This is a genomic window from Labilibaculum sp. DW002, assembly GCF_029029525.1.
Taxonomy (GTDB): domain Bacteria; phylum Bacteroidota; class Bacteroidia; order Bacteroidales; family Marinifilaceae; genus Paralabilibaculum; species Paralabilibaculum antarcticum.
On record NZ_JAKJSC010000001.1, the window covers coordinates 1,686,074 to 1,706,731 of the forward strand.

A 20,658-nucleotide genomic window follows, 5' to 3' on the forward strand; every position below is an offset into this window, starting at 1 on the left:
TTGTTTAATAGATTATTTACCTGTTAAAAATTTTAATTGAGCAGACAATTCAAAATACTCTACTTGTTGCTTGAAAAAATCCTGTTTTGTTTTGATAGCCATTTCCATGTTCTGAATAAACTGGATATAATCAATACTACCAAGGCGATACGCCAGATTGGATGCCTGAATTTGTTCTTCTGCTAATGGTAATGCTTCTCCCTGGTAATATCTTAATACATCTTGCAATGTAAGGTATCTGCTAATTTGTTGATTATACCTGGCTTTTATTTCCAGTTTCTTTTGCTCGTATTGCTGACCTACAATCTGCAAATTTATTTTTGTAGCCTTGGTTTTGCCTGACTGGGAAAAGAACAATAAAGGAACAGATATTCCCGCTTCCCATCCATAAAAACCTGATTTGCCGTCAACTGATTGCAATTTATATCCCAAATTTAACTTAGGTAGAAAATTAGACTTTTCCACTTTCCAAGCCGATTCTGCAACATCGATTCCTGTTGAGTAATAATTTAATAACGGACTTCCATTTAAAGAATCTCTCGCTGAAATAATATCAAAAACATTCTTTTCTAAATTTTGAATATTAACATCAAATTCCGTCGGATATAAAAGGTATTGATTTAGAATTTGCAAGCTTGCATAATAGTTACTTTCAGCTTTCTTAATATTAACCTGCAATTCTTTGTATTTGGCCGATGCCGAAAGATATTCAATTTTAGAAGTGGCCTGAGTCTTGTATCTTAACTCCGCAGCTTTCTGGAAATTTGCGTATAAGGTATCAAGCTGTTTGAAAAGCTGAAATTGTTGTTTGGCAAAGACAGCATTGTACCATGCCATACTTACATCACGAGCCAATGAATATTCGGTAAGCTTCTGTCCCGATTCAGCTTGTTGTGTTCGGGCACTGACTAATTTATTTTTTGCTGGAATACCAAATATATCTATGTCAGATTGTACAATTCCTAACTGATTTTGGACACCTGCAGAACCGTTCCCCACTTCCTCTTTTCCTGTGTATATTGAGGTACTACCAAAATCGTAAGAAGTGGCTTTTAAAGCTTTTTGCTTATCAACCTCCATCTGAGCAGCTTTAATTGAAGGATAATTCTCCTTTGCCCTTTCTATTGCTTGTTGCAAGTTTATTGATGAATCTTGAGCACTAAGTTCATTTGGAAGAACTGAAAACGTTACAATCATTAATACGGCTAATACAGCTGTTCCTACTTTAGGTAGTTTAATTGTTTTTTTTCCTGATTCAACAATGTTATATAAAACAGGTAGAACAACCAGTGTTAATAGGGTTGAAGTTAACATGCCGCCAATAACAACAGTTGCGAGTGGTCGTTGTACTTCAGCTCCTGCTGATGCAGATATTGCCATAGGTAAAAAACCGAGTATATCGGTAGAAGCAGTTAACAAAATAGGACGAATACGGCGAATAGAGCCTTTTGTAATTATTTCAGCTAAACTGAATTTACCTTCGGCTTTCATTTCGTTAAATCCACTGACAAGTACCAGTCCATTTAACACAGCAACACCAAATAGTACAATAAACCCAACTCCAGCAGAGATACTAAATGGCATTCCACGTAAATAAAGGGATATAATACCTCCTACAGCAGCAAACGGTACTGCTATATAAATCATAAGCGTTTGTTTTAGTGATTTTACGGCAAAAAACACTAACATAAAAATAAGGGCTAATGCCAGAGGTACGACTAAAGCAAGTCGTTTACTCGCTCTTTCAAGGTTTTCAAATGCTCCACCATATCTGATATAATACCCTGATGGAAGTACTAGTTTTTCATCTAATGTTTGTTGAATTTCTTCAACCAAAGATTTTACATCTCTGCCTTCAACGTTTATACCAACATAAGTCCTTCTGTTGGTATTGTCCCTACCAATTTGCATCGGACCTGGTTGATAGCTTATGTCAGCTACTTCTTTAAAGGGTATTTGATTACCATCGGGCAGGTTGACATATAAATTTTTAATATCTTCAATACTTCTGCGGTGTTCTTTATCCAGGCGAACTACCAAATCGAACATTCGTTCCCCTTCATAAATTTCTCCTGCAATTCCACCGCTAAATGCTGTTTCAACAATGGTATTTAACTCATTTATATTTAATCCGTAACGTCCTAACTTATTTCTGTTATAGTTAATTGTAATTTGAGGTAATCCTTTAGTTGCTTCGGCTTTCACCCCTGCAACTCCATCAATACCAGAAATAAGACCTTTTATTTCTTCGGCTTTTTCCGATAAAACATCCAGGTCAGCACCATAAAGTTTTACAGCAACATCTTCTCGAATTCCTGTTAGTAATTCGTTAAATCGCATTTCAATGGGTTGAGTAAAACCATAATTAATTCCCGGTAATTCCCTTACCTTTTCTTCAACCTGTTCTATTAATTCTTGCTTAGAATCAGCCTTTGTCCATTCATCTTTTGGATTTAGAATCACAAAAATATCTGCAATATCTAATGGCATGGGATCCATCGGTAAATCAGCAACACCAATACGGGACTGAATTGATTCAACTTCATCGGGAAAGTTTTCAAGAACTATTTGTTCGAGACGGGTTGAAGCTTTTTGAACCTCAGAAAGTGATGTGCCGGGTTTTAAAAATGCCTGAAAAGCAAAATCACCTTCATCAAGTTGGGGTGTAAATTCAGCTCCTAGCCTTGAGAAGATGAACCAACCGGATATTAATAATATCAAAGCAATTGCTATAACAATGCGACTCCTTTTAATTGCCCAATCTATAACCGGACTGTATATATTTTCAAGTTTTCCAATAAATTTGTCTCCCCATGTCTTCTTGTTAGTTTTTGGGGGCTGAAGGAATATGGATGCCATCATTGGAATATATGTTAGACAAAGCAAGACGACACCTAAAATTGCAAATCCAAAAGTCATAGCCATTGGAATAAACATTTTTCCTTCAACGCCTTGAAGAGCTAAAACAGGTATAAAAACGATGAGAATTATTAACTGACCAAAAAAGGCAGAATTCATCATCTTACTTGCTGATTTATATGCTATTTCATCTCTCTTGACCTTGTTTAATCTTGTGCCTATAAGCTCGTTTTTATGAAGATAAAAAATCACACTTTCTACAATAATTACAGCTCCATCTATAAGTATACCAAAGTCAATAGCCCCTAAACTCATAAGATTAGCCCATACTCCAAATTGATGCATCATAATAAATGAAAACAGCATGGCTAATGGGATAGTAGAAGCTACAATTAGTCCTCCACGTAGGTTTCCTAAGAAAATTACAAGGACAAATATTACGATTAACGCTCCAATAGAAAGGTTTTCGGCAACTGTAGATGTGGTACTTTTAATAAGTTTACTCCTATCAAGAAATGACTTAATTTCTATACCTTCCGGTAAAGACTTTTGAATTAAAGCCATTCTCGTCTTTACATCTTTGATAACATCGTTTGAATTAGCGCCTTTTAACATCATGACAATACCACCAACAGCATCGCCCTTACCATTTTGAGTAAAAGCACCATAACGCACAAAACTGCCAAACTTTACATCGGCTACATCCCTGATAAAAACTGGCTTACCATCTTTATTGATAACAAACGTATTCTTTATATCATCCAAAGAGCGCATCAATCCCTCACCCCGAATGAAATTAGCCTGGAAGTTCTTCTCAATATAAGCCCCGCCTGTATTTTGATTATTTGTCTCTAAGGCATCAAATACATCTGCCATGGTTATTCCCATGCTTCTTAGTTTATCAGGGTTAACTGAAACTTCATATTGTTTGCCTTTGCCACCAAAAGAGTTTACCTCGACAACACCAGGAACCATAGCCATTTGACGTTTAACAATCCATTCCTGCATGGTCCGTAGCTCCATATCGTCATACATCTTTTCATAACCGGGCTGAACCTCAAGTGTGTACTGATAAATTTCACCTAAACCTGTACTGATAGGAGCCATAAATGGTTCAGCAAAACCTTCCGGTATTTTTTCTTTTATTTCGGATAAAGCTTCACTTACTAATTGCCGTGGCAGGTAAGTACCCATTTTATCTTCAAAAACGATTGTAACTACCGAAAGTCCAAATCTTGAAACAGACCTTATTTCTTCAACTCCTGGAAGGTTGGCAACTCCAAGTTCGACCTGATAGGTTACAAATTGCTCAATGTCTTCCGTTCCCAAGTTAGGGGCTGTAGTTATTACTAGTACCTGATTGTTTGTAATATCAGGTACAGCATCAAGTGGCACTTTGTTCATAGAGTATATACCCCCTATAATCAGACCGATTATCATCAGTCCGACTAGTGCCTTGTTTTTAATTGAAAAAGATATAATTCTGTTTATCATTTCATATTTGTTTTACATGTTATTAACCTGATTTTATTTACTTGCTTTTACTGCATAATAATTTTTGAAGTTTTTTATGTTTTCAAAATAGACCAACACAGGTTGATTCTTCTCTTTCAAGCCAATTATGGCATCGGATTTACTGATGGTTTTACCGGAAAAAGCATCTGTAACAAAAGCAATTTCCCGAAAGTTGTTGATTAGATGTTGATGGCACCTTGAGCCACAGATATAGAATACTCCGTTGTCATGCATAACTTTTGAACTTTCGTGATACTGCAAACGATCATTGCACATACAAACCTGCTCATTAGGAAACTGTCCTGCCGTACAATGCGAATTTTCGGTAGGCATATTTGGTATCGCACCAATAAGTGAAAAAAAACAGAATTTAGATTAGAGTTAGAAAAAGCAAACTAAAACTGATCAACATCGTTCTATTGAATCTTTGGTTTTCAACGATTTGCTTTTACCTTAATTGTTTTTTACTTAACCTCCTTGCAGCCATGGTACCAAACAATTATTTATGAGTCGATAATCTTTTGGTATTTCTTAAAATGAAAACCAAACAGGAATTCCAACTTTTTTTTGCAATAATTCTTGCGGAATTTTGAACGTTATTTTATTTAAAACAGATCATTTTTATGAAATGAATAAATACAATTCGCTAAGTCACAAGAATTGCTCTCATGTCTTCCAGAAAAGGAAACTAAATTAAACTTTGGGAGGTCGAAAGAATGAAATTATACATTCCCTTTCATTCTGTACAATTGATGGTACTGTTAAGTTAAAACCTGTAAAATCAATCTGGAAGGTAAAGTACACAACTGGTTGGGGGTGTGTTTGACAGCAAACACAAAAACAAAAAGGAGAACATAAATCAACATCATATGAATGATATTGGTCTTGTTCAAGCAATTCCAGAACAACTGAATTTGTATCAGCAGCATGTACATCAGTACAAGGCATGGCTGTTAAAACCATTACATACACCGATAATATGACTGCTATGATTTTCATACTTAATTAATCAGTTGCTTTAAATATCTACATACAAATATCGGAAAAAGTTTGTGCAACTGAGTTGCAAAGTTATTTCTTGCAATTGGAACAGATTCCTTTTACAACTAGGTTCACGCTTTCAAGCAAAAAATCAGAAGGAAGTTTGATATCCGGAATTTGTATTTCATCCAGACAATACGTTTGATTGCATTTTGTACAAAGAAAATGAACATGAAGGTCCTCTAGATGGCAATTGCATTTTTCATGACACAAGGCATATTTAACCGCTCCTGTTCCATCCTCAATATGATGGATTAGTCTTTTTTCTTCAAAGGTTTTTAATGTCCTGTAAAGAGTAGCCTTGTCAGCTTTTTCAAATTTCTGTTCCAATTCAGGCAGACTGATGGCTGTATTTTGATCAATCAAAACCTGTAAAACCAACTGACGCATAGCAGTTGGTCTTATGTTTTTGGATTTGAGCTTTTTGTCTAATTCAGGATTCATTTTTTTTCAAATTAACAACAACTTTTATTTCTCTGAAGTGTATCAAGGTCTTTAATCCAATCTTCCCCATACTTCTTGACAAGAATTATTCGGAGATTTGTCTCTCTCGAGTGAACTTCAAGACATTTATAAGGGGTTATTTTTATAATTAACATCCATATTATTAAGATACCTATAAACTGTAGCTCTACTTTTACCAATAATAATGGCAATGTCTTCAGCTTTCATTTTTTTATCTTCATATAATTCTTTAGCTATTTGCGCTTTTTTATAAGCGTCTTTTGAAAGACCTTTAGGTTTACCTATAAATTTACCTCTTAGCCTAGCTGCCTCTTGTCCCGCTTTTGTGCGTTCAATAATTAGTTCTCTTTCATATTCTGCAAGTGAAGCGATGATATTTATAAAAAACCTACCTTGCGAAGTTGTTGTATTAATATTGTCATTCAAGCTAATAAAATTTACACCAATCTTTTTAAAATGATCAATTAATTCGACAATATGTCTTATGGATCGGCCTAATCGGTCCAACTTCCAAACAACAATTGTGTCCCCTTCCCTCAGCTTATTGATCATTTCTTGTAGGTGTGGGCGCTCTTTATAGCCAGAAATTTTCTCAGTAAATATTGTATCGCAACCAAATTTTTTGAGAGCAATAATTTGCAAATCCAACTTCTGATCTTTTGTACTTACCCTGGCATATCCAAATTTTTGGTTGCTCATATCTCAAATAGTTTAAAGGTTGACATTAATTAATGAGACAAATATATGATACAAAAATACCATTTACAAAGTTGAATATTCGTTGTATCACAAAGTGACCGTTTTGTGATACATATTTTCGTGTTCATAAAATTGGATGATTTCCATATTTAATAAGCAAAATGAATGGATGATCAATTATATTGAGTGTATGGGAAAGAATAATCCTGAAACACACAACCAATGTGTTTTAAAGAGGCCTTTCCCAAATTAAGTTTATAGCCTATTGGTCTTAAGCAAACCAAACAATACTTAATGCTTTGTTTTTATATGGAATAACCTGTTCAAAGATCTTACTGTTCAGATCTTCGTCTCTAATATCATTAAACCAATCTATTCCCCACAATTCTTCTGTTCTCTTTTGCCCAATACCTGTTCTAAAGTATTGTCCTGCGAGACTATCTTTTGGAACATTAATTTTCCCATCAGCTAAATTCCAGAATTGGAAGTCGTCACTTTGCCATTTCCATTGAATTTTATTATCCTCCATATAAACTACCATAATAGGGTGTGTCCCAATATCTGCAAAACGTATTGCACAGGCGGTGATACTTACATGATATTTTTTGTGTAGATCTTCAATAATATTATAATCAAACCTTCTGTAAAATTCACAATCAAGCCTAAATCTTTCTTGAGGCATTAATAAGCATGAAGCGAAAAAGTCAGCTTCTCTTTCAATCATTTGATGTTTATTCTTATTGTATCTGGAAGGATGTGGTTCTAATAAACCTTCTTTAAGTGCAAGGCGATGAGTATTTATAAAGTAATGGCCTAATTCGTGTGCTAATGTAAATCTCCCTCTTTCTTTATCTTGAGTGTTACCTAGAGCTGTATTTAAATGTATATAATAACCATTATCATAGACTAAGGTTCCATCAAAAGCATTACCATAATCATCGTAAAAAACAGGAACATCCTCTAGATGAGCTATCTTTTTGAGAGGGGTTATCGTTTCATCATGCTCCATTGCAAGAAATTCTGCTATTTCTCGAATTTGATTTTTTTTACGGCTATTTATCTTCATCGTTATGTTTTCGCTTCATTTTTTCAAGAATTGACTGAGGAATATGCTCATTTCCCTTTCTCGCAGCAATTCTTAACTCATTAATATCTTGTTGCTCTTCATCATTCCTCAACCTTAGTACTTTTCCCTTTTTCTCAAAAGATTGATTAATAATTTCTTCAGGATTAATCCTAACATTTTTTAGTTTGAAATCATAATTCTCATATAATAACTCAAACTGTTCCAATTCTTTATCATTTCGTGGATAAATATACCCTGCAATAGCCAATAATTCGTCGAATCTATCAGCATTTATGTTGTTGCTTTTTTTCTTAGCTGCCATAGTTTCTGTTTAAAAAGTTTTCGACTTGTTTAATCGCTTGTTCTTTATATTTCCTAATCGAGCCTGGAACTAACTCCAATTCATTTTGAAGTTTTTTACTTACAGATCTTGGAATGTTTTTTCCCGCTGGAGCATATAGTTTGTATGTCAAATATATAATACGATGCTTTTCTCCCAGCTGAGCAATTACATCATCAAGAACTTTTAGCTGTTTTCTTAATTCTTTCCTAGTTATCTCATCATCTGTTGTTTTATCCACTAATTCATCAAGTGAGTATATTAATGACAAATCAGTTTCTATATCTGGTTCATGACAAGTCCCTCTATTGGTATAGTTTGCAAGCTGAGTATATGCTATTCTATTAAGCCACCTTCTTATACCAGTGTCAACCTCCTTCGATTTTGATTTTTCATGATTATATGTATGATATTTCCATACTCTGGCAAATGTACAATTAACAATATCTAGTGCAACGGTTTCTGTAAGATTCCACTTATAGCAAAATATCTCTGCAGCCTTAACAACTGCTTGGTCATAGCGGATACAGAATTCTTCAAAAGCAGCTTTAGCTTCTTCTGGATATTCTTCTTTCCAGCCTATATATTCAAGTAAATTCAGACTACAGGCTAATTTCATTTCTTCTATAACTTCCAAAACTAATTTTGTTAATTAAATACCAAAAGCGTGAGTCACGCTTTTGGTATGATTATAAAGGATGTATAAAATTAATGAAATATTTAACAATATGGCAACAAACCCACCGAAAGACGGAAGTAGAAAAGGAGCAGTTAAACAACGCTCACAAGTAAAGAATCCTAAAACAGGTCTTTGGACAAAGCGTGATGCTGAGACAGGGAAATTTATAGATGTGAAAACATCAAGTGATAAACCATTTAAAGGAGTTAGAAAGGAGAAAAACTAAATTATGAAGAACAATTTTTTTAATTATTTCAAGTCAGGCATTTTGGTGTCAGTTATAGGCGCATTGGTTATTGCTTTGTATTTGGCAAAGAGCCATTGGGAGCTATCAATTGCTATCTCAGGAACAGTTACCATGTTGCTTGTCTTGATTTCAAAATACCTATGGAAATTTAAGCCTTTCAAATGGCTGTTTTGGGTAGATGATTTCTCTGGCAGATATGAGGGAGTATTGAGATATCAGTATATCGATGATCAGGGCAATTTTCAATCAGGAGAGAGAAAGCATGTGAAGGTTATTAATCAAAATGGGAGCCGTATTTCTATTGCATCATTTACGCTCAATGAGGATGGTGAGAAATCTTCTCCATCATATAGTAGAGGTATGTTTATAGAACTTACAGAAGATGAGAATCACTACCAAATTATCTATCATTTCTTAAATGAGGGTAACCCCCAACTTGGATTCCCACCTCATTTTGGGACTGATGTATTAAAATTTATAAAGAATGGTACATCTAAGAAATTGACAGGTGGATATTATACAAACAGAAATCCTCAAACGAGGGGAGAATATTTTAATCTTAAATGGGTCAGTAATGACCTTAGTCACGAATTTTAATAATATTTAGTTATGGCAGTTTTGCACAAAGAATTTACAAAGTATAATAAGGATATAAAGCTTACATCCTCTCGTAAAGAGTCACTAAAGGACAGTCGAAGAGACATTAAAAAGAAAATCAGGAAATGGTTTAAGGATAACAAGCCGGATGATTTGCAACCTAAATTTCATGGACAAGGTTCATTTGAAATGAATACCGGAGTTAATCCTATTCCTGAAAAATATAGCGACAATAATACGTTATTAAAATACGACTTAGATTTTGGTATTTATTTCATTGAAAAGGACGATGAAGATAATAAGCAAACCATCGAAACATGGCATGATTGGGTTTATAAATCAGTTGAAGACCATACGGCTCAAAAGCCAATTAAAAAAACAACCTGTATTCGGGTTATTTATATTGATGGGCATCACCTAGATTTACCAATATATTATAAGTTGGATGATGTTATCGAACTGGCTCATAAAGCTAAGAGTTGGATTGAAAGCGACCCAAAGGAATTTTACGAATGGTTTAACAATCTTAAAAATGCGCAGTTGGAGAGAGTTGTTAGGTACATAAAAGCTTGGAAAAACTATCGTGAACTAAAAAATACGAATTTAAAATTACCTAGTGGTTTTGAGCTTACAATCTTAGCTGCAAACAACTATGTTGAGGATGATAATGATGACAAAGTATTCAGAGAAACAGTTCGTAAAATAGACACAGTACTTAATAAGCCTAATGGTTTTATGTGTTTACGTCCTACAACTCCTAAGGATGAAGATGTTTTTGCTAATTATTCAACTACAAGAAAGGATAATTTTCTCACAATATTGAAAAGCTTACTGAATGATTTAGATAGAGCTAGGGATGAAAAGAACTTCAAAAAGGCTTCTGAAATATTACGTGATAATCAGTTTGGTGATAGATTTCCTTTTGGAGAAGATAAAGACGAAGAAGATAAAAGTAATAACCTTAGTGCAAGTCTTGGAGCAGCACTAATTACACCAAAACCTTATGGAGCTTAATCTGCAGATTCAAGAAGTATTAAAGCACTACCCAGACTTATCTTTTAATGAAATAAACAATTCTATTGATGGGGAATTGTTTATTTCAAAGGATGACTCCTATGATGTATCAATAGAATTAGAGCCATATCCTAGGCATTTTCCGAGGTTGTTTGAAGTTAGTGAGCGTATACCACGAAAAGTTACCCGTCATACTTATACAGATACAGGTTCTTGTTGTTTGTCTACACAGGCAAAAGCTCAAATTTTAATGAGAACAGAAGTGGAAACACTTTATTTGTTTGTAAAAGAGGTTGTTGTGCCATATTTCCAAAACAATTCATATTTTGAAATAAATGGACATTATAAAACCGATGAGTATTCTCATGATAAGCTTGGAATCATTGAAGGATATAGAGATATCTTACAATCAAATAATGATTTACTCATTGCCAGGCTCATGATAAATAGAATTGAATACAAGAAACTAAAGATGCACGATTTATGCTATTGTGGTAGCGGTCAGATAATGAAAAAATGCCATAATGGTAGGCATCATACTTGCTATAAAGACTTTCGTAAAATTGACATTGAGCTTCTACAATGTGATTTAAGGATTTTTATTGATAAAATAAAAAAAGGGAGATAGTTTTAAAACTACCTCCCTCTTTTTACTCCAGTACGATTCTTAAGCCGATCTAACCTCAAGATTCAATGTTTTACCCAATGCACTAAATACCCTACTTAATGTATTAACTGTAACATTAGATGAATTGTTCTCAATTTTAGATATCTGACCTTTTTTGACTCCTATTCTCTCTCCTAACTCTGCTTGCGATAATTTTTGTTCTATTCTTAATTTTTTAATTTCAATTCCAATTAATTCAGACTTTAGCTCAACTTCATATTGATCTCTCTTAGCAGTTCCTTCTTTCCCAAGAAAATTATCTTTTACTTGATCCAAAGTTTTAAAACCTGCTTTTTTAACTTGATTTTTCATAACGATTTTAATTTGATTCAATTTATTACTCTGGAGTAATTCGGAGTACAATTAAGTCACTTAAGAAAAGAATTGTTCTGCTATCTTCCTGGCTTTCTTTATTTCCTTTTCAGGAACTTTTGAAACCTTTTTCACAATACCATGAGTGCAGAGGACTAATGATTGTGAGTCTTTGTTCCAAACGGCTAAAAGTCGGTAGCGATTCGATTTGTTTGTCACCCTAAATTCCCAAACATCATCTCTGAGTTTTTTGAATTTTTTGGGATCGATACAATATTGACACTGTTCGATGATCGTGAACAGTTTGTTTCGAACCTTTTCATCTAAAACCTCTAAGAAGTTTTCAGATTCTTTACTTAATACAACATCAAATAACTTGATCATTTGCTACAAAGATATAAAAAGTCTACTTAAAAGCGAACTTTTGAGAATGTAAATTAAGATTTCATTAAACTCTCCAGCTGGTGAAATCAACCAATTTGAACCTAAGAGTAAAGCTTTTCAGCACTGGTAAGGGATAGCCTTGTCCGATAACCCATGTTATGATCACCTACCCTATTTAAGGTACTCAAACTAATTTCCATCCACAAGCAAAGTTTATCCTGAAAGAGTTACCAAAACGGCTTTTGCTGAGTATAATATGTAAGAAGATAAGCTCCTCTCTTTATGTCTGAATTTGAAAGTGTATAACTAAAGGACTCCTTTCTTTTCCCCAATATAATCAGGCATTTCCAACAGTCTGAAAATAAAGTTTGCCAAAACATAAACTTTTGCCCCTAAAACTGATATATAAATTACCTCATTAGAAGTAATGAGGATAAAAAAAAATTAACAAAATTATGAAATGGAAAACATTCAAGAGAATTATTAAAAAATGGAAAATGAAAAATTCAACCAAGCAAATTAATTACGCCTTACTGGTTATAAAATTAATCAAGGAAGGCATAGGGTTTTTCTTATAACTTGAGTAAATAAAAAGTGAGTGAAATTTTTAATTTTCACCCACTTTTCACTTTGTTCCAAAAATAACAATTGTATGTAGTTAAGGTGGAATTTTGAAACGCTTCTTTTTTTTGATACCAAATTGTTCTTTGTCCAGCTGCACCGGCTTTCGTTTTTGATACCGTTTTTATCAGCTGCAGAAAGTTCCAGGACAAATAAATGATACCTAAATAAAATTAATTAGCTTGAAAAGGGATAAGAATGTTACTATTTGTACACCTCCACAAACCAACTTGCCTTACAAGGTGATATACTGTCCGTTACGTTAATTTGTATTTTCTGCATCGAAAAAACAAAAGCTCTCCCTCTCCTTTAAACTCTTTACATATATCACGGTCTTTGCTACATGCATAAGCATCCCTTTTCAAAAAGGTCATGACTTATCCAAAAGGAAACGGAATAAATGGCCTGTGTATTGGCTGGGAAAATCATTTCAATGTGTTTTAAGCAGGTTAGCCAAAAGGCTTTGTATTTTGCAGCATGCAAAATACAAAGCTTTTTGCCACCTGGCCTGTGTGAAGGATAAAAAACTCTTTGAAATGATTGGGTGTGTTTATGCCGAACGCTTTTGTGTTAATCCATGCCCGTTTCTAAATTTGCTGACACATGTATGAAGATAAACATCTAATAAACCATTACATTCAGACACAAGAAATAAAACTATAACACATTCACCTTCTTTTGTAGAACATCCATATCAGTAGAGATCGATCATACTGGTCAATATTATGGCAAATCCAACTTGCTTTTAGAGTGCTACATATCAATATTTTAAAACAAAAAGTTCACACTTTTCGTGATGGTATCCTAAATTGTAAATGCGAACAATTAAAAAATTATGTATCGTTAACTTTTAAACTATTTCTTTTTTTCTTTCAGCTCTAGCTTTATTTTCAGCTCCTCCATATCCTCCGCAACCTTCTCATCCAAAATTTTCGCATAAATCTGTGTTGTTTTTAAGGAAGTATGTCCCAACATTTTAGAAACTGTTTCAATAGGAACACCATTGGACAAAGTAATCGAAGTTGCAAATGTATGTCGAGCCATGTGCATACTAATATCTTTATTAATATTACACATATCCCCTATCTCCTTTAAATAACTGTTCAATTTCTGATTTGTTAATACAGGCAATAATTTACCAGAATAGACAGTCGCAGGATAATTCTCATAAGCATTCAAAATTTCTTTAGCCTTTGGCAATAATGGTATCCTACATCTTGTGTTGGTCTTGTTTCGATCAATGACAATCCAGTCTTTATCATCATTTCCTTTTTGTAGATGAGTTCCGTTTAATTTATGGATATCGGAATAAGACAAACCTGTATAACAAGCAAAAACAAAAATATCACGAACCAATCTTACACGGTCCATTTCAATGGACTTGTTTTCAATTCTCTCTAACTCTTCTGAAGTTAAGTATTCCCGATGAGTTGTTACCAAAGGAACCTTATAATTCCCATAGGGATTCTTATCAATATGCCTCAAAGAAATCGCAAGGTTTAGAACACGGCGAAAATGTTTGTGATAATTCCAGGCCGTATTCTGATGCACCTCAAATTTAGTTTTCAAGTAGACATCAAACTCATCCAAGAATTTATAGTCTATTTTTCCCAGTGGATAATCCTTTGTTTTAAATTTAAATTTGATGAAGTTACAAATACGTTTTCGAGAAGACTTATAGTGTTTGTAGGTCTCCATAGCATATCCTCGGTGCAGTTTTTCCGCCATACTATTAAGATAGTAATCAAAAACAAATAAAATACCAACATATTTTCCATCGTCTTCATTTAGGTATTTGCTTTTAATTGCGTTGACATCAAATTCATCACCAAAAGACTTGAACTGATTGTAAATATCAAGAAATTCAAGTTGAATTTTATCCAAGGTATTATTTATTACCATCGAGGCATCATTTTGTCCTTTATGCTGTTGCCCATTTTCATCCCATTTTTCTGGAATCACAAAAATATTAGAGGATAGTTCAACTCGTTGACCATTCATGGTCAACCGCACGTAAATAGGGGCTTTACCATTAACTCTAGCCCTCCCTTTTTTCAATGAAAAATTGATAGTCAGTCTCATAATCGTTGTTAAGTTTATATTTAACCTTGAATCATCCCGTTTTGCATCTATAAATTAGTAGAAATTCTACCAACTTCAAATAGTAAAACGAATCAATTCGCATCATTCTTGATGTTGATTTAGAGAGATTTATGAGCTTGTCGAGAACAAAAACTTAACAGTATGTCTGTTCTCGATATAGTCTCGCTTAATATGCGATTATTTGCCTTTAATTGATGTTTTCAAAAAACAAAAAGCACTTAAGTCAGTGACTTTAAGTGCTTTTGTTTTTATTTAACAGTTAAGAAGTGCCCAGAAAAAGACTCGAACTTTCACGACCATAAGGCCACCAGCCCCTCAAGCTGACGCGTCTACCAATTCCGCCACCTGGGCAAGGGCTAGCAAAAGTAACAAAAAAGAACCAAATGCAAAACACATCGCCCCATTCATAGTACTTCTAAATAAAATATCATTCCCTATAATTCTTCTTTGGAGATGAATTTCATTTTCTATCTTTGTGAAATATTAAAAAGATACATGGCAGAAAATAAAAAGGATTACACCTACCTCGACAAATTAGCAGTTCAACCTGAAAAATGGAATGAATTAAATAAGAATGAATTTCAGATCATGACATTCAGAACCTGCTTTTTATATGGCGAAAGTCAGAATAAAAAAATGATTCCTGTCTTGTTTCAAATTTATGAACACCTGCAATCAACTACTACTAGCGAGGAAAGAATAAAAATGCTAACCGCATTAAGTGCCTCCATTCGAAAAAATAGACCAAAAGCGATTATGGCCTTATTTCCTTTTATTCAGGTAGAAGAAGATGGTGATGTTATTCGTGCGGCAAGCCAATTTTTCGTTAACCTTTCTGTTTTGTCCAATAAAGAATTTACTTCAGGTGCCAGAATCATGATCGAATTGGTTAAAGATGCTCCCCTAGACAGCAATTCAGCCTATATTCTTCTTGGTCTTTTAGACATCAACAATGAAAAAATTGACAAGCTGATATCTCTTCTAAAAACAATTCTTGGCAATGATGTAAAAAGCATTCTTCACAACAACGGCATTACTTTGTAAAAAACAAGCTTGAAAATTGAGGGTGTAGATCCGCACTGCTGTGCGGATAAATATGTTTGTCTGTAGGGCAAACATATTATAGCCCAAGGTAAATGAGCGAAGCTTCTTTTAATTAATAATGAGTAATTAAAAAAGTATAATTAGGACGCAGATAATTATGATTTTTTAAGATTCACCCTTTTCCCTATCGGGTTTTTTCTCCCGAGAATCGGGACAGGATCTCAAAAGGAAAAACAGCAGTTTGAATCTGGATTGCAAGATTAATTGGGACAGTATTGGATTGTATGATTTTTTTGCCTGAAGGGCAAACATATTATAAGTCAGGGCAAATGAGCGAAGCTTCTTTTAATGAATAATTAAAAATAACCTCATCCTATCCTTCTTCCCGAATATCGAGACAAGCTGTTCCTCCTCGCTACCGATCCCGATTAACCGGGAGAGATCACCGAAGATCATGACAGCCCATTCCAAAAGCGATCGACTCTCTAAAGGGAGTGAAAAATAATCACCAATAATATAAACATCTACCTTTTTAGATCTTTTAACAGTTATTTATATCGTGCAAGACATATTTTTCATAGATTTGTTTAAGCAAAAATAAATCGTGAAATTCAAGTAACTATTACTGACAAATAACAATTGTACTTATGAAGAAAATTGCCCAGATCATATCTGTATTTGTTTGCATCATTCTTTTAAGCGCCGCAAGCACATTTGCTCAAAGCAACTTAGAAGAAGCACTACTAAAAGCAAAATCAGAAAACAAAACCGTATTCGTCAATTTTTCAGGTTCTGATTGGTGTAGAGCTTGCATCCTATTAAAAAAGACAATCCTTAACACTGAAGAGTTTGAAAAATATGCAGGTGAGAATTTGGTGATTCTTGATCTGGATTTTCCAAGGTTAAAAAAGAACAAACTATCGAAAGAGCAAACTGCTACCAACGAAGCATTGGCTGAGAAATACAATAAAAATGGTCAGTTCCCAACAATCATTCTGATGGATTCAGATGGAAAAGTGCTTGGAAAAACAGCTTACAAAAAGATTTCTCCAGAGAAATACATTCAACACATTCAGTCTATTATTAACAAGTAAGCAATGAAATACATTGGAATTATTCTTGTTCTAATTGGTGCTTTTTCCTCTTCTGTAAACGCTCAAAGCAATAAATCTCACAAAGAAGTGTTGTTGTTGATGGGATCAAGATTTGAACTTACCGCTGTAAGTGAAAATGAAGCTTTGGCAAAGGAGGCCATTCACGCAGGAATTGCAGAAATCAAAAGGATTGAAAGCTTGATCTCCTCCTGGGATTCCAATTCGCAAACGAGTAGTGTTATTCGCAATGCGGGAATTAAGCCAGTTAAAGTAGATCAAGAGCTGTTTAACCTGATTAGAAGATCGATAAAAATTTCGAACTTAACCCATGGCGCATTTGACATTAGCTACGCCTCGATGGATAAAATATGGAAGTTCGATGGCAGCATGAAAGTGATGCCTGATTCTGCTTCGGTAAAAGCTTCGGTAAGCAAAATCAATTACGAGAACATTATTTTAGATGCCAAGCAACAAACTATTTTCTTAAAGGAAAAAGGAATGAAAATTGGATTTGGAGCTATAGGGAAAGGCTATGCTGCCAATAAGGCTCTCGATATCATGTCGAAAATGGATTTGAAAGGTGCACTGGTTAATGCCTCCGGCGACCTAATCAGCTGGGGAAAAGATGAAGGTGGTAAAGATTGGAAAATTGGGATCTCGAACCCAAAAAATAAGGATCAAATCTACTCTTGGTTAACCATTGGCGAAACTGCTGTGGTAACATCCGGCAATTACGAAAAATTTGTTGAGTTTGATGGTGTAAAATACAGTCACATTATCGACCCTCGATCGGGATATCCTGTAAAAGGACTAAGTAGTGTGAGTATTATATGTCCCAATGCTGAACTTGCAGATGCATTAGCAACATCTGTTTTTGTTTTGGGTAAGGATAAAGGTCTTGACCTTATCAATCGACTTAAAGGCATCGAATGTCTTTTAATTACAGATAAACAAGAACTGATCACCTCGACAAACTTAAAGTTAGAGTACCACAACATAAAGAATCAGAAAAGTAAATATCAAATTCAAATAGGAGAAACGAATGAAAAATAGAAGAAAGTTAAACTTGCTTCTGATGGGTCTTTTCGCTATTATAGCAATGAATAGCTGTGTTTCTGTAGCAGGATATCAAAAGACTTATCTTAACGACGAAGCAATGGCGCTTCAGGCTAAAAAGCTCGAAAGCTATGAATCGAATTTTCAATCGTACCGCGAAGGTGCTGCCGGTGCCAACGGCGGTAAATCAGGGGGAGGTTGTGGATGCAATTAAAGAAACTATTCACGCTACTATTACTAGCAGGAATTTCTGTAACAGGCTTTGCTCAAACAGACAAGAATAGCATAGACGACAAACAAGAAGACAGTCGTAAAAAAGTAAAGACAGACAAAGCTCCCGAAGATTTTAAAACTACCGAGGTGAATTTCTTGCTTAATTATTATGAGCAAGATGGTGATCACTCTCCAGTTACCGGCGGACAAGGAACTGAAGAATTAAGCAATGTAGCTCCAAGTTTTGTAGTGCATATTCCTATGGATTCACTCTCAAGCTTGGATCTTAATTTCGGGATTGATATTTATTCTTCGGCTTCTACCGATAATATCGACTTTTTCGAAGCTGCGGACAACAAATCGTCAGCCTCAGGAATGGATGCAAGAGCGCATATCAATGCTTCTTATTCACGTAAATTAGCCAAGTCGGGAAATGACTACAGCTTTATGGCAGGCTTTTCACAAGAATATGATGTGTCCTCATTCAATTTTGGTGGATCCTACACCTTGAATTCTAAAGATCAAAATCGTTCACTTACCATTGACGGTCTGTTCATGAACGACACTTGGAATTTACTTTATCCTGTCGAAATTAGAGATAATATTGCGAAGAAGACCATTACAGATGACACCAGAACAACTGTAAAATTTGGCTTATCGTATTCGCAGGTAATCAACAAACGCTTACAAGCCTTATTCTCGGCCGAAGTTGTTTCGCAAAGAGGATTGCTTTCAACTCCTTTCCATCGTGTATTTTTCGACGATGCAAACATTGGTGATAGCAATGCGATCTTAAGAAATTTAAGCCATGTTGAACGCCTTGACGATAGCAGAATTAAAATTCCAGTATCGATGCGTTTTAATTACTATTTAAGTGATTTTATTCGCGTTAAAACCTTCTATCGTTTCTATACGGATAGTTGGGGAATTTCTGCTCACACAGCAAGCCTAGAATTGCCAATGATGGTTTCTCCATCTTTTATCGTGTCGCCATTTGTAAGGTATCACACGCAAACTGCTGCTGACGATTTCTACGATTTTGGACAAGCTAGTGCAAGCAATACACCTGAATTCTATACTTCAGATTACGATTTATCTGATCTCAACAGTGTGAAAATTGGAGTTGGCCTTCAATACTCTCCAGTAATGGGTGTTAGCAACTTTAAATCTCCATTCAGAAAAAACAAAACAGCACAACTTAAAAGCATTGGTTTACGAACCGCCTACTACGATCGTAGCGATGGCTTAAATGCTTGGATGGTAAGTCTCGATTTTGGATTTACTTTCTAACAATCAACATATTCTATAAAAAGCCTCGTACATCGAGGCTTTTTTTTTATCTTAAGTGAATGAACAGAAATAAAGCTCTTTATCTCCTTTTTCTATTTCTCTTAGGGTCTCTTTGCGGATTTGCCCAAGATAACTCGAAGTCAAAAATCAAACTTGACAAAGAACAAAAGGATACAGAGGTAAATTTTCTCTTCAATTATTACGCTCAAGATGGCGACAATTCACCCGTTACAGGAGGAATAGGAAGCGAGAAACTTAACAATTACAGTTCTTCCATCCTTGTCCATCTACTTCCCGACAGTTTAACTCAACTTACTTTAGAGCTAGGCATCGATGCCTATACCTCAGCATCAACAGACAAGATTGATTACTTTAAAACACACCAATCTTCCGCTTCTGGTAAAGATGGAAGAGCTCATATTAATGCTGATTACACACGTAAGCTTGCCCATTCAGAAAACAAATATGGATTCCATTTTGGCTTTTCCATCGAATCTGATATTTATTCACTTGGCATAGGAGGCAAATACATGATCAATTCAAAGGATCTTAATCGATCATTGCGAATATCTACAAGCTATTTCAGAGACAACTGGCATTTAATCTATCCACACGAACTACGCAGTAAAGAAAGCTGGTTAAGCACAGATATTAGGAATACGCTTAGCATAGAATTATCCTTGACTCAGGTTCTCAATCAAAAATCGACCATTGGCATCACTGTCGAACCGGTATTTCAATTTGGCCTACTTTCTACACCATTCCACAGAGTCTTTTTTAATGATGCCGCTGGCAAATTATTCGACGATTTAGAATTCTTAAGTCATACAGAGCAACTACCCAACAGAAGATTCAAACTCCCTATTTCTCTTCGTTATCATTATTACCTGAACGATTTTTTTAGATTCAAAAGCTATTACCGAATCTATTCAGACACATGGGGAATACAAGCCCACACAGCAAGCATTGAAACACCATTTTTCGCATCTCAAACCTTCATCCTTGCTCCTTTTTTCCGATATCACACACAATCAGCAGCAAGGTATTTTGCTCCTTTTGCTACCGTAAACGCCTTAAACCCTCCACGCTACCATACTGCAGACTACGATTTATCAAAACTTCATTCCTATAAAACAGGCATTGGCATATCCTACGCTCCCATTTTTGCAATTCGCAAATTCAAATCGCCTTTTAAAAGCTCAAAAACAGCCCAACTAAAAAGCATTAATCTAAGATCGGCCTATTACAAAAGAAGTGATGGATTAAAGGCTTGGCTGATTAGCCTCGATTTAGGATTTATCTTTTAATAAAATACAGGGCATAAAAAAAACGGTTTCATATTAATGAAACCG

The 20,658-nt window shown here is 34.8% G+C and carries 21 protein-coding genes and 1 tRNA gene; 10 read left to right on the forward strand and 12 right to left on the reverse strand.

Annotated elements, in window-relative coordinates; translation table 11 throughout:
* Positions 1 to 12: 12 nt before the first annotated feature.
* The 8 genes from L3049_RS06400 to L3049_RS06435 form a co-directional block, all read right to left on the reverse strand.
* Positions 13 to 4,353 (reverse strand): CusA/CzcA family heavy metal efflux RND transporter, encoded by a 4,341-nt coding sequence (locus L3049_RS06400; protein ID WP_275108976.1) that lies wholly within the window; start codon positions 4,351 to 4,353, stop codon positions 13 to 15.
* Between the two features lie 33 nt (positions 4,354 to 4,386).
* Complete coding sequence (locus tag L3049_RS06405; RefSeq protein ID WP_275108977.1) at positions 4,387 to 4,707, reverse strand: hypothetical protein; 321 nt, start codon at positions 4,705 to 4,707, stop codon at positions 4,387 to 4,389.
* 360 nt (positions 4,708 to 5,067) lie between these two features.
* The gene (locus tag L3049_RS06410) at positions 5,068 to 5,373 is read right to left on the reverse strand and encodes a DUF6660 family protein (protein ID WP_275108978.1); all 306 of its coding nucleotides are present in this window, start codon (positions 5,371 to 5,373) and stop codon (positions 5,068 to 5,070) included.
* 72 nt (positions 5,374 to 5,445) lie between these two features.
* Positions 5,446 to 5,859 (reverse strand): Fur family transcriptional regulator, encoded by a 414-nt coding sequence (locus L3049_RS06415; protein ID WP_275108979.1) that lies wholly within the window; start codon positions 5,857 to 5,859, stop codon positions 5,446 to 5,448.
* A gap of 126 nt (positions 5,860 to 5,985) precedes the next feature.
* The gene (locus tag L3049_RS06420) at positions 5,986 to 6,579 is read right to left on the reverse strand and encodes a recombinase family protein (RefSeq protein WP_275108980.1); all 594 of its coding nucleotides are present in this window, start codon (positions 6,577 to 6,579) and stop codon (positions 5,986 to 5,988) included.
* A 271-nt stretch (positions 6,580 to 6,850) separates the two neighbouring features.
* Positions 6,851 to 7,645 (reverse strand): ImmA/IrrE family metallo-endopeptidase, encoded by a 795-nt coding sequence (locus L3049_RS06425; protein WP_275108981.1) that lies wholly within the window; start codon positions 7,643 to 7,645, stop codon positions 6,851 to 6,853.
* Positions 7,632 to 7,967 carry a hypothetical protein gene (locus L3049_RS06430; protein ID WP_275108982.1) on the reverse strand — a complete coding sequence of 112 codons (336 nt, stop codon included), beginning with the start codon at positions 7,965 to 7,967 and terminating at the stop codon, positions 7,632 to 7,634. The genes L3049_RS06425 and L3049_RS06430 overlap by 14 nt, the downstream gene beginning before the upstream one ends.
* The gene (locus tag L3049_RS06435) at positions 7,957 to 8,622 is read right to left on the reverse strand and encodes an RNA polymerase sigma factor (RefSeq protein ID WP_275108983.1); all 666 of its coding nucleotides are present in this window, start codon (positions 8,620 to 8,622) and stop codon (positions 7,957 to 7,959) included. Before L3049_RS06435 ends, L3049_RS06430 begins: the two co-directional genes overlap by 11 nt.
* A 91-nt stretch (positions 8,623 to 8,713) precedes the next feature.
* Between L3049_RS06435 and L3049_RS06440 the strand changes: the two genes are divergently transcribed.
* The 4 genes from L3049_RS06440 to L3049_RS06455 are packed head-to-tail and all read left to right on the forward strand — an operon-like array spanning position 8,714 to position 11,150.
* A complete protein-coding gene (locus L3049_RS06440; protein WP_275108984.1) occupies positions 8,714 to 8,890 on the forward strand; it encodes a hypothetical protein in 177 nt (58 codons plus the stop codon).
* A gap of 3 nt (positions 8,891 to 8,893) precedes the next feature.
* The gene (locus L3049_RS06445) at positions 8,894 to 9,508 is read left to right on the forward strand and encodes a Cap15 family cyclic dinucleotide receptor domain-containing protein (RefSeq protein ID WP_275108985.1); all 615 of its coding nucleotides are present in this window, start codon (positions 8,894 to 8,896) and stop codon (positions 9,506 to 9,508) included.
* A gap of 12 nt (positions 9,509 to 9,520) precedes the next feature.
* Positions 9,521 to 10,522 carry a cyclic GMP-AMP synthase DncV-like nucleotidyltransferase gene (locus tag L3049_RS06450; RefSeq protein ID WP_275108986.1) on the forward strand — a complete coding sequence of 334 codons (1,002 nt, stop codon included), beginning with the start codon at positions 9,521 to 9,523 and terminating at the stop codon, positions 10,520 to 10,522.
* Positions 10,512 to 11,150: a hypothetical protein gene (locus tag L3049_RS06455; RefSeq protein WP_275108987.1), complete on the forward strand. Its 639-nt coding sequence runs from the start codon at positions 10,512 to 10,514 to the stop codon at positions 11,148 to 11,150. Before L3049_RS06450 ends, L3049_RS06455 begins: the two co-directional genes overlap by 11 nt.
* Positions 11,151 to 11,189: 39 nt before the next feature.
* Here the strand turns inward: L3049_RS06455 and L3049_RS06460 are convergent, their stop codons facing one another.
* The 4 genes from L3049_RS06460 to L3049_RS06475 all read right to left on the reverse strand — a co-directional run bounded on the left by L3049_RS06460 (position 11,190) and on the right by L3049_RS06475 (position 14,960).
* Complete coding sequence (locus tag L3049_RS06460) at positions 11,190 to 11,501, reverse strand: helix-turn-helix domain-containing protein (RefSeq protein ID WP_275108988.1); 312 nt, start codon at positions 11,499 to 11,501, stop codon at positions 11,190 to 11,192.
* A gap of 60 nt (positions 11,502 to 11,561) precedes the next feature.
* Positions 11,562 to 11,885 carry a type II toxin-antitoxin system RelE/ParE family toxin gene (locus tag L3049_RS06465; protein ID WP_275108989.1) on the reverse strand — a complete coding sequence of 108 codons (324 nt, stop codon included), beginning with the start codon at positions 11,883 to 11,885 and terminating at the stop codon, positions 11,562 to 11,564.
* A 1,476-nt stretch (positions 11,886 to 13,361) separates the two neighbouring features.
* Positions 13,362 to 14,588 (reverse strand): site-specific integrase, encoded by a 1,227-nt coding sequence (locus L3049_RS06470; RefSeq protein WP_275108990.1) that lies wholly within the window; start codon positions 14,586 to 14,588, stop codon positions 13,362 to 13,364.
* 288 nt (positions 14,589 to 14,876) lie between these two features.
* Positions 14,877 to 14,960, reverse strand: a tRNA-Leu gene (locus L3049_RS06475).
* A 144-nt stretch (positions 14,961 to 15,104) separates the two neighbouring features.
* Here L3049_RS06475 and L3049_RS06480 point away from each other — a divergent pair.
* From L3049_RS06480 to L3049_RS06505, 6 genes are all read left to right on the forward strand, one after another.
* Positions 15,105 to 15,653, forward strand: a complete 549-nt coding sequence (locus tag L3049_RS06480; protein ID WP_275108991.1) for a hypothetical protein — start codon at positions 15,105 to 15,107, stop codon at positions 15,651 to 15,653.
* Between the two features lie 647 nt (positions 15,654 to 16,300).
* Positions 16,301 to 16,747, forward strand: a complete 447-nt coding sequence (locus tag L3049_RS06485) for a thioredoxin family protein (protein WP_275108992.1) — start codon at positions 16,301 to 16,303, stop codon at positions 16,745 to 16,747.
* A 3-nt stretch (positions 16,748 to 16,750) separates the two neighbouring features.
* The gene (locus L3049_RS06490; RefSeq protein ID WP_275108993.1) at positions 16,751 to 17,800 is read left to right on the forward strand and encodes an FAD:protein FMN transferase; all 1,050 of its coding nucleotides are present in this window, start codon (positions 16,751 to 16,753) and stop codon (positions 17,798 to 17,800) included.
* Entirely contained in the window at positions 17,790 to 18,017 is a 228-nt protein-coding gene (locus L3049_RS06495; RefSeq protein WP_275108994.1) for a DUF4266 domain-containing protein, read from the forward strand. Before L3049_RS06490 ends, L3049_RS06495 begins: the two co-directional genes overlap by 11 nt.
* Positions 18,008 to 19,306 carry a DUF3570 domain-containing protein gene (locus L3049_RS06500; RefSeq protein WP_275108995.1) on the forward strand — a complete coding sequence of 433 codons (1,299 nt, stop codon included), beginning with the start codon at positions 18,008 to 18,010 and terminating at the stop codon, positions 19,304 to 19,306. The genes L3049_RS06495 and L3049_RS06500 overlap by 10 nt, the downstream gene beginning before the upstream one ends.
* 59 nt (positions 19,307 to 19,365) lie before the next feature.
* Positions 19,366 to 20,613 carry a DUF3570 domain-containing protein gene (locus tag L3049_RS06505; RefSeq protein ID WP_275108996.1) on the forward strand — a complete coding sequence of 416 codons (1,248 nt, stop codon included), beginning with the start codon at positions 19,366 to 19,368 and terminating at the stop codon, positions 20,611 to 20,613.
* Positions 20,614 to 20,658: the final 45 nt, after the last annotated feature.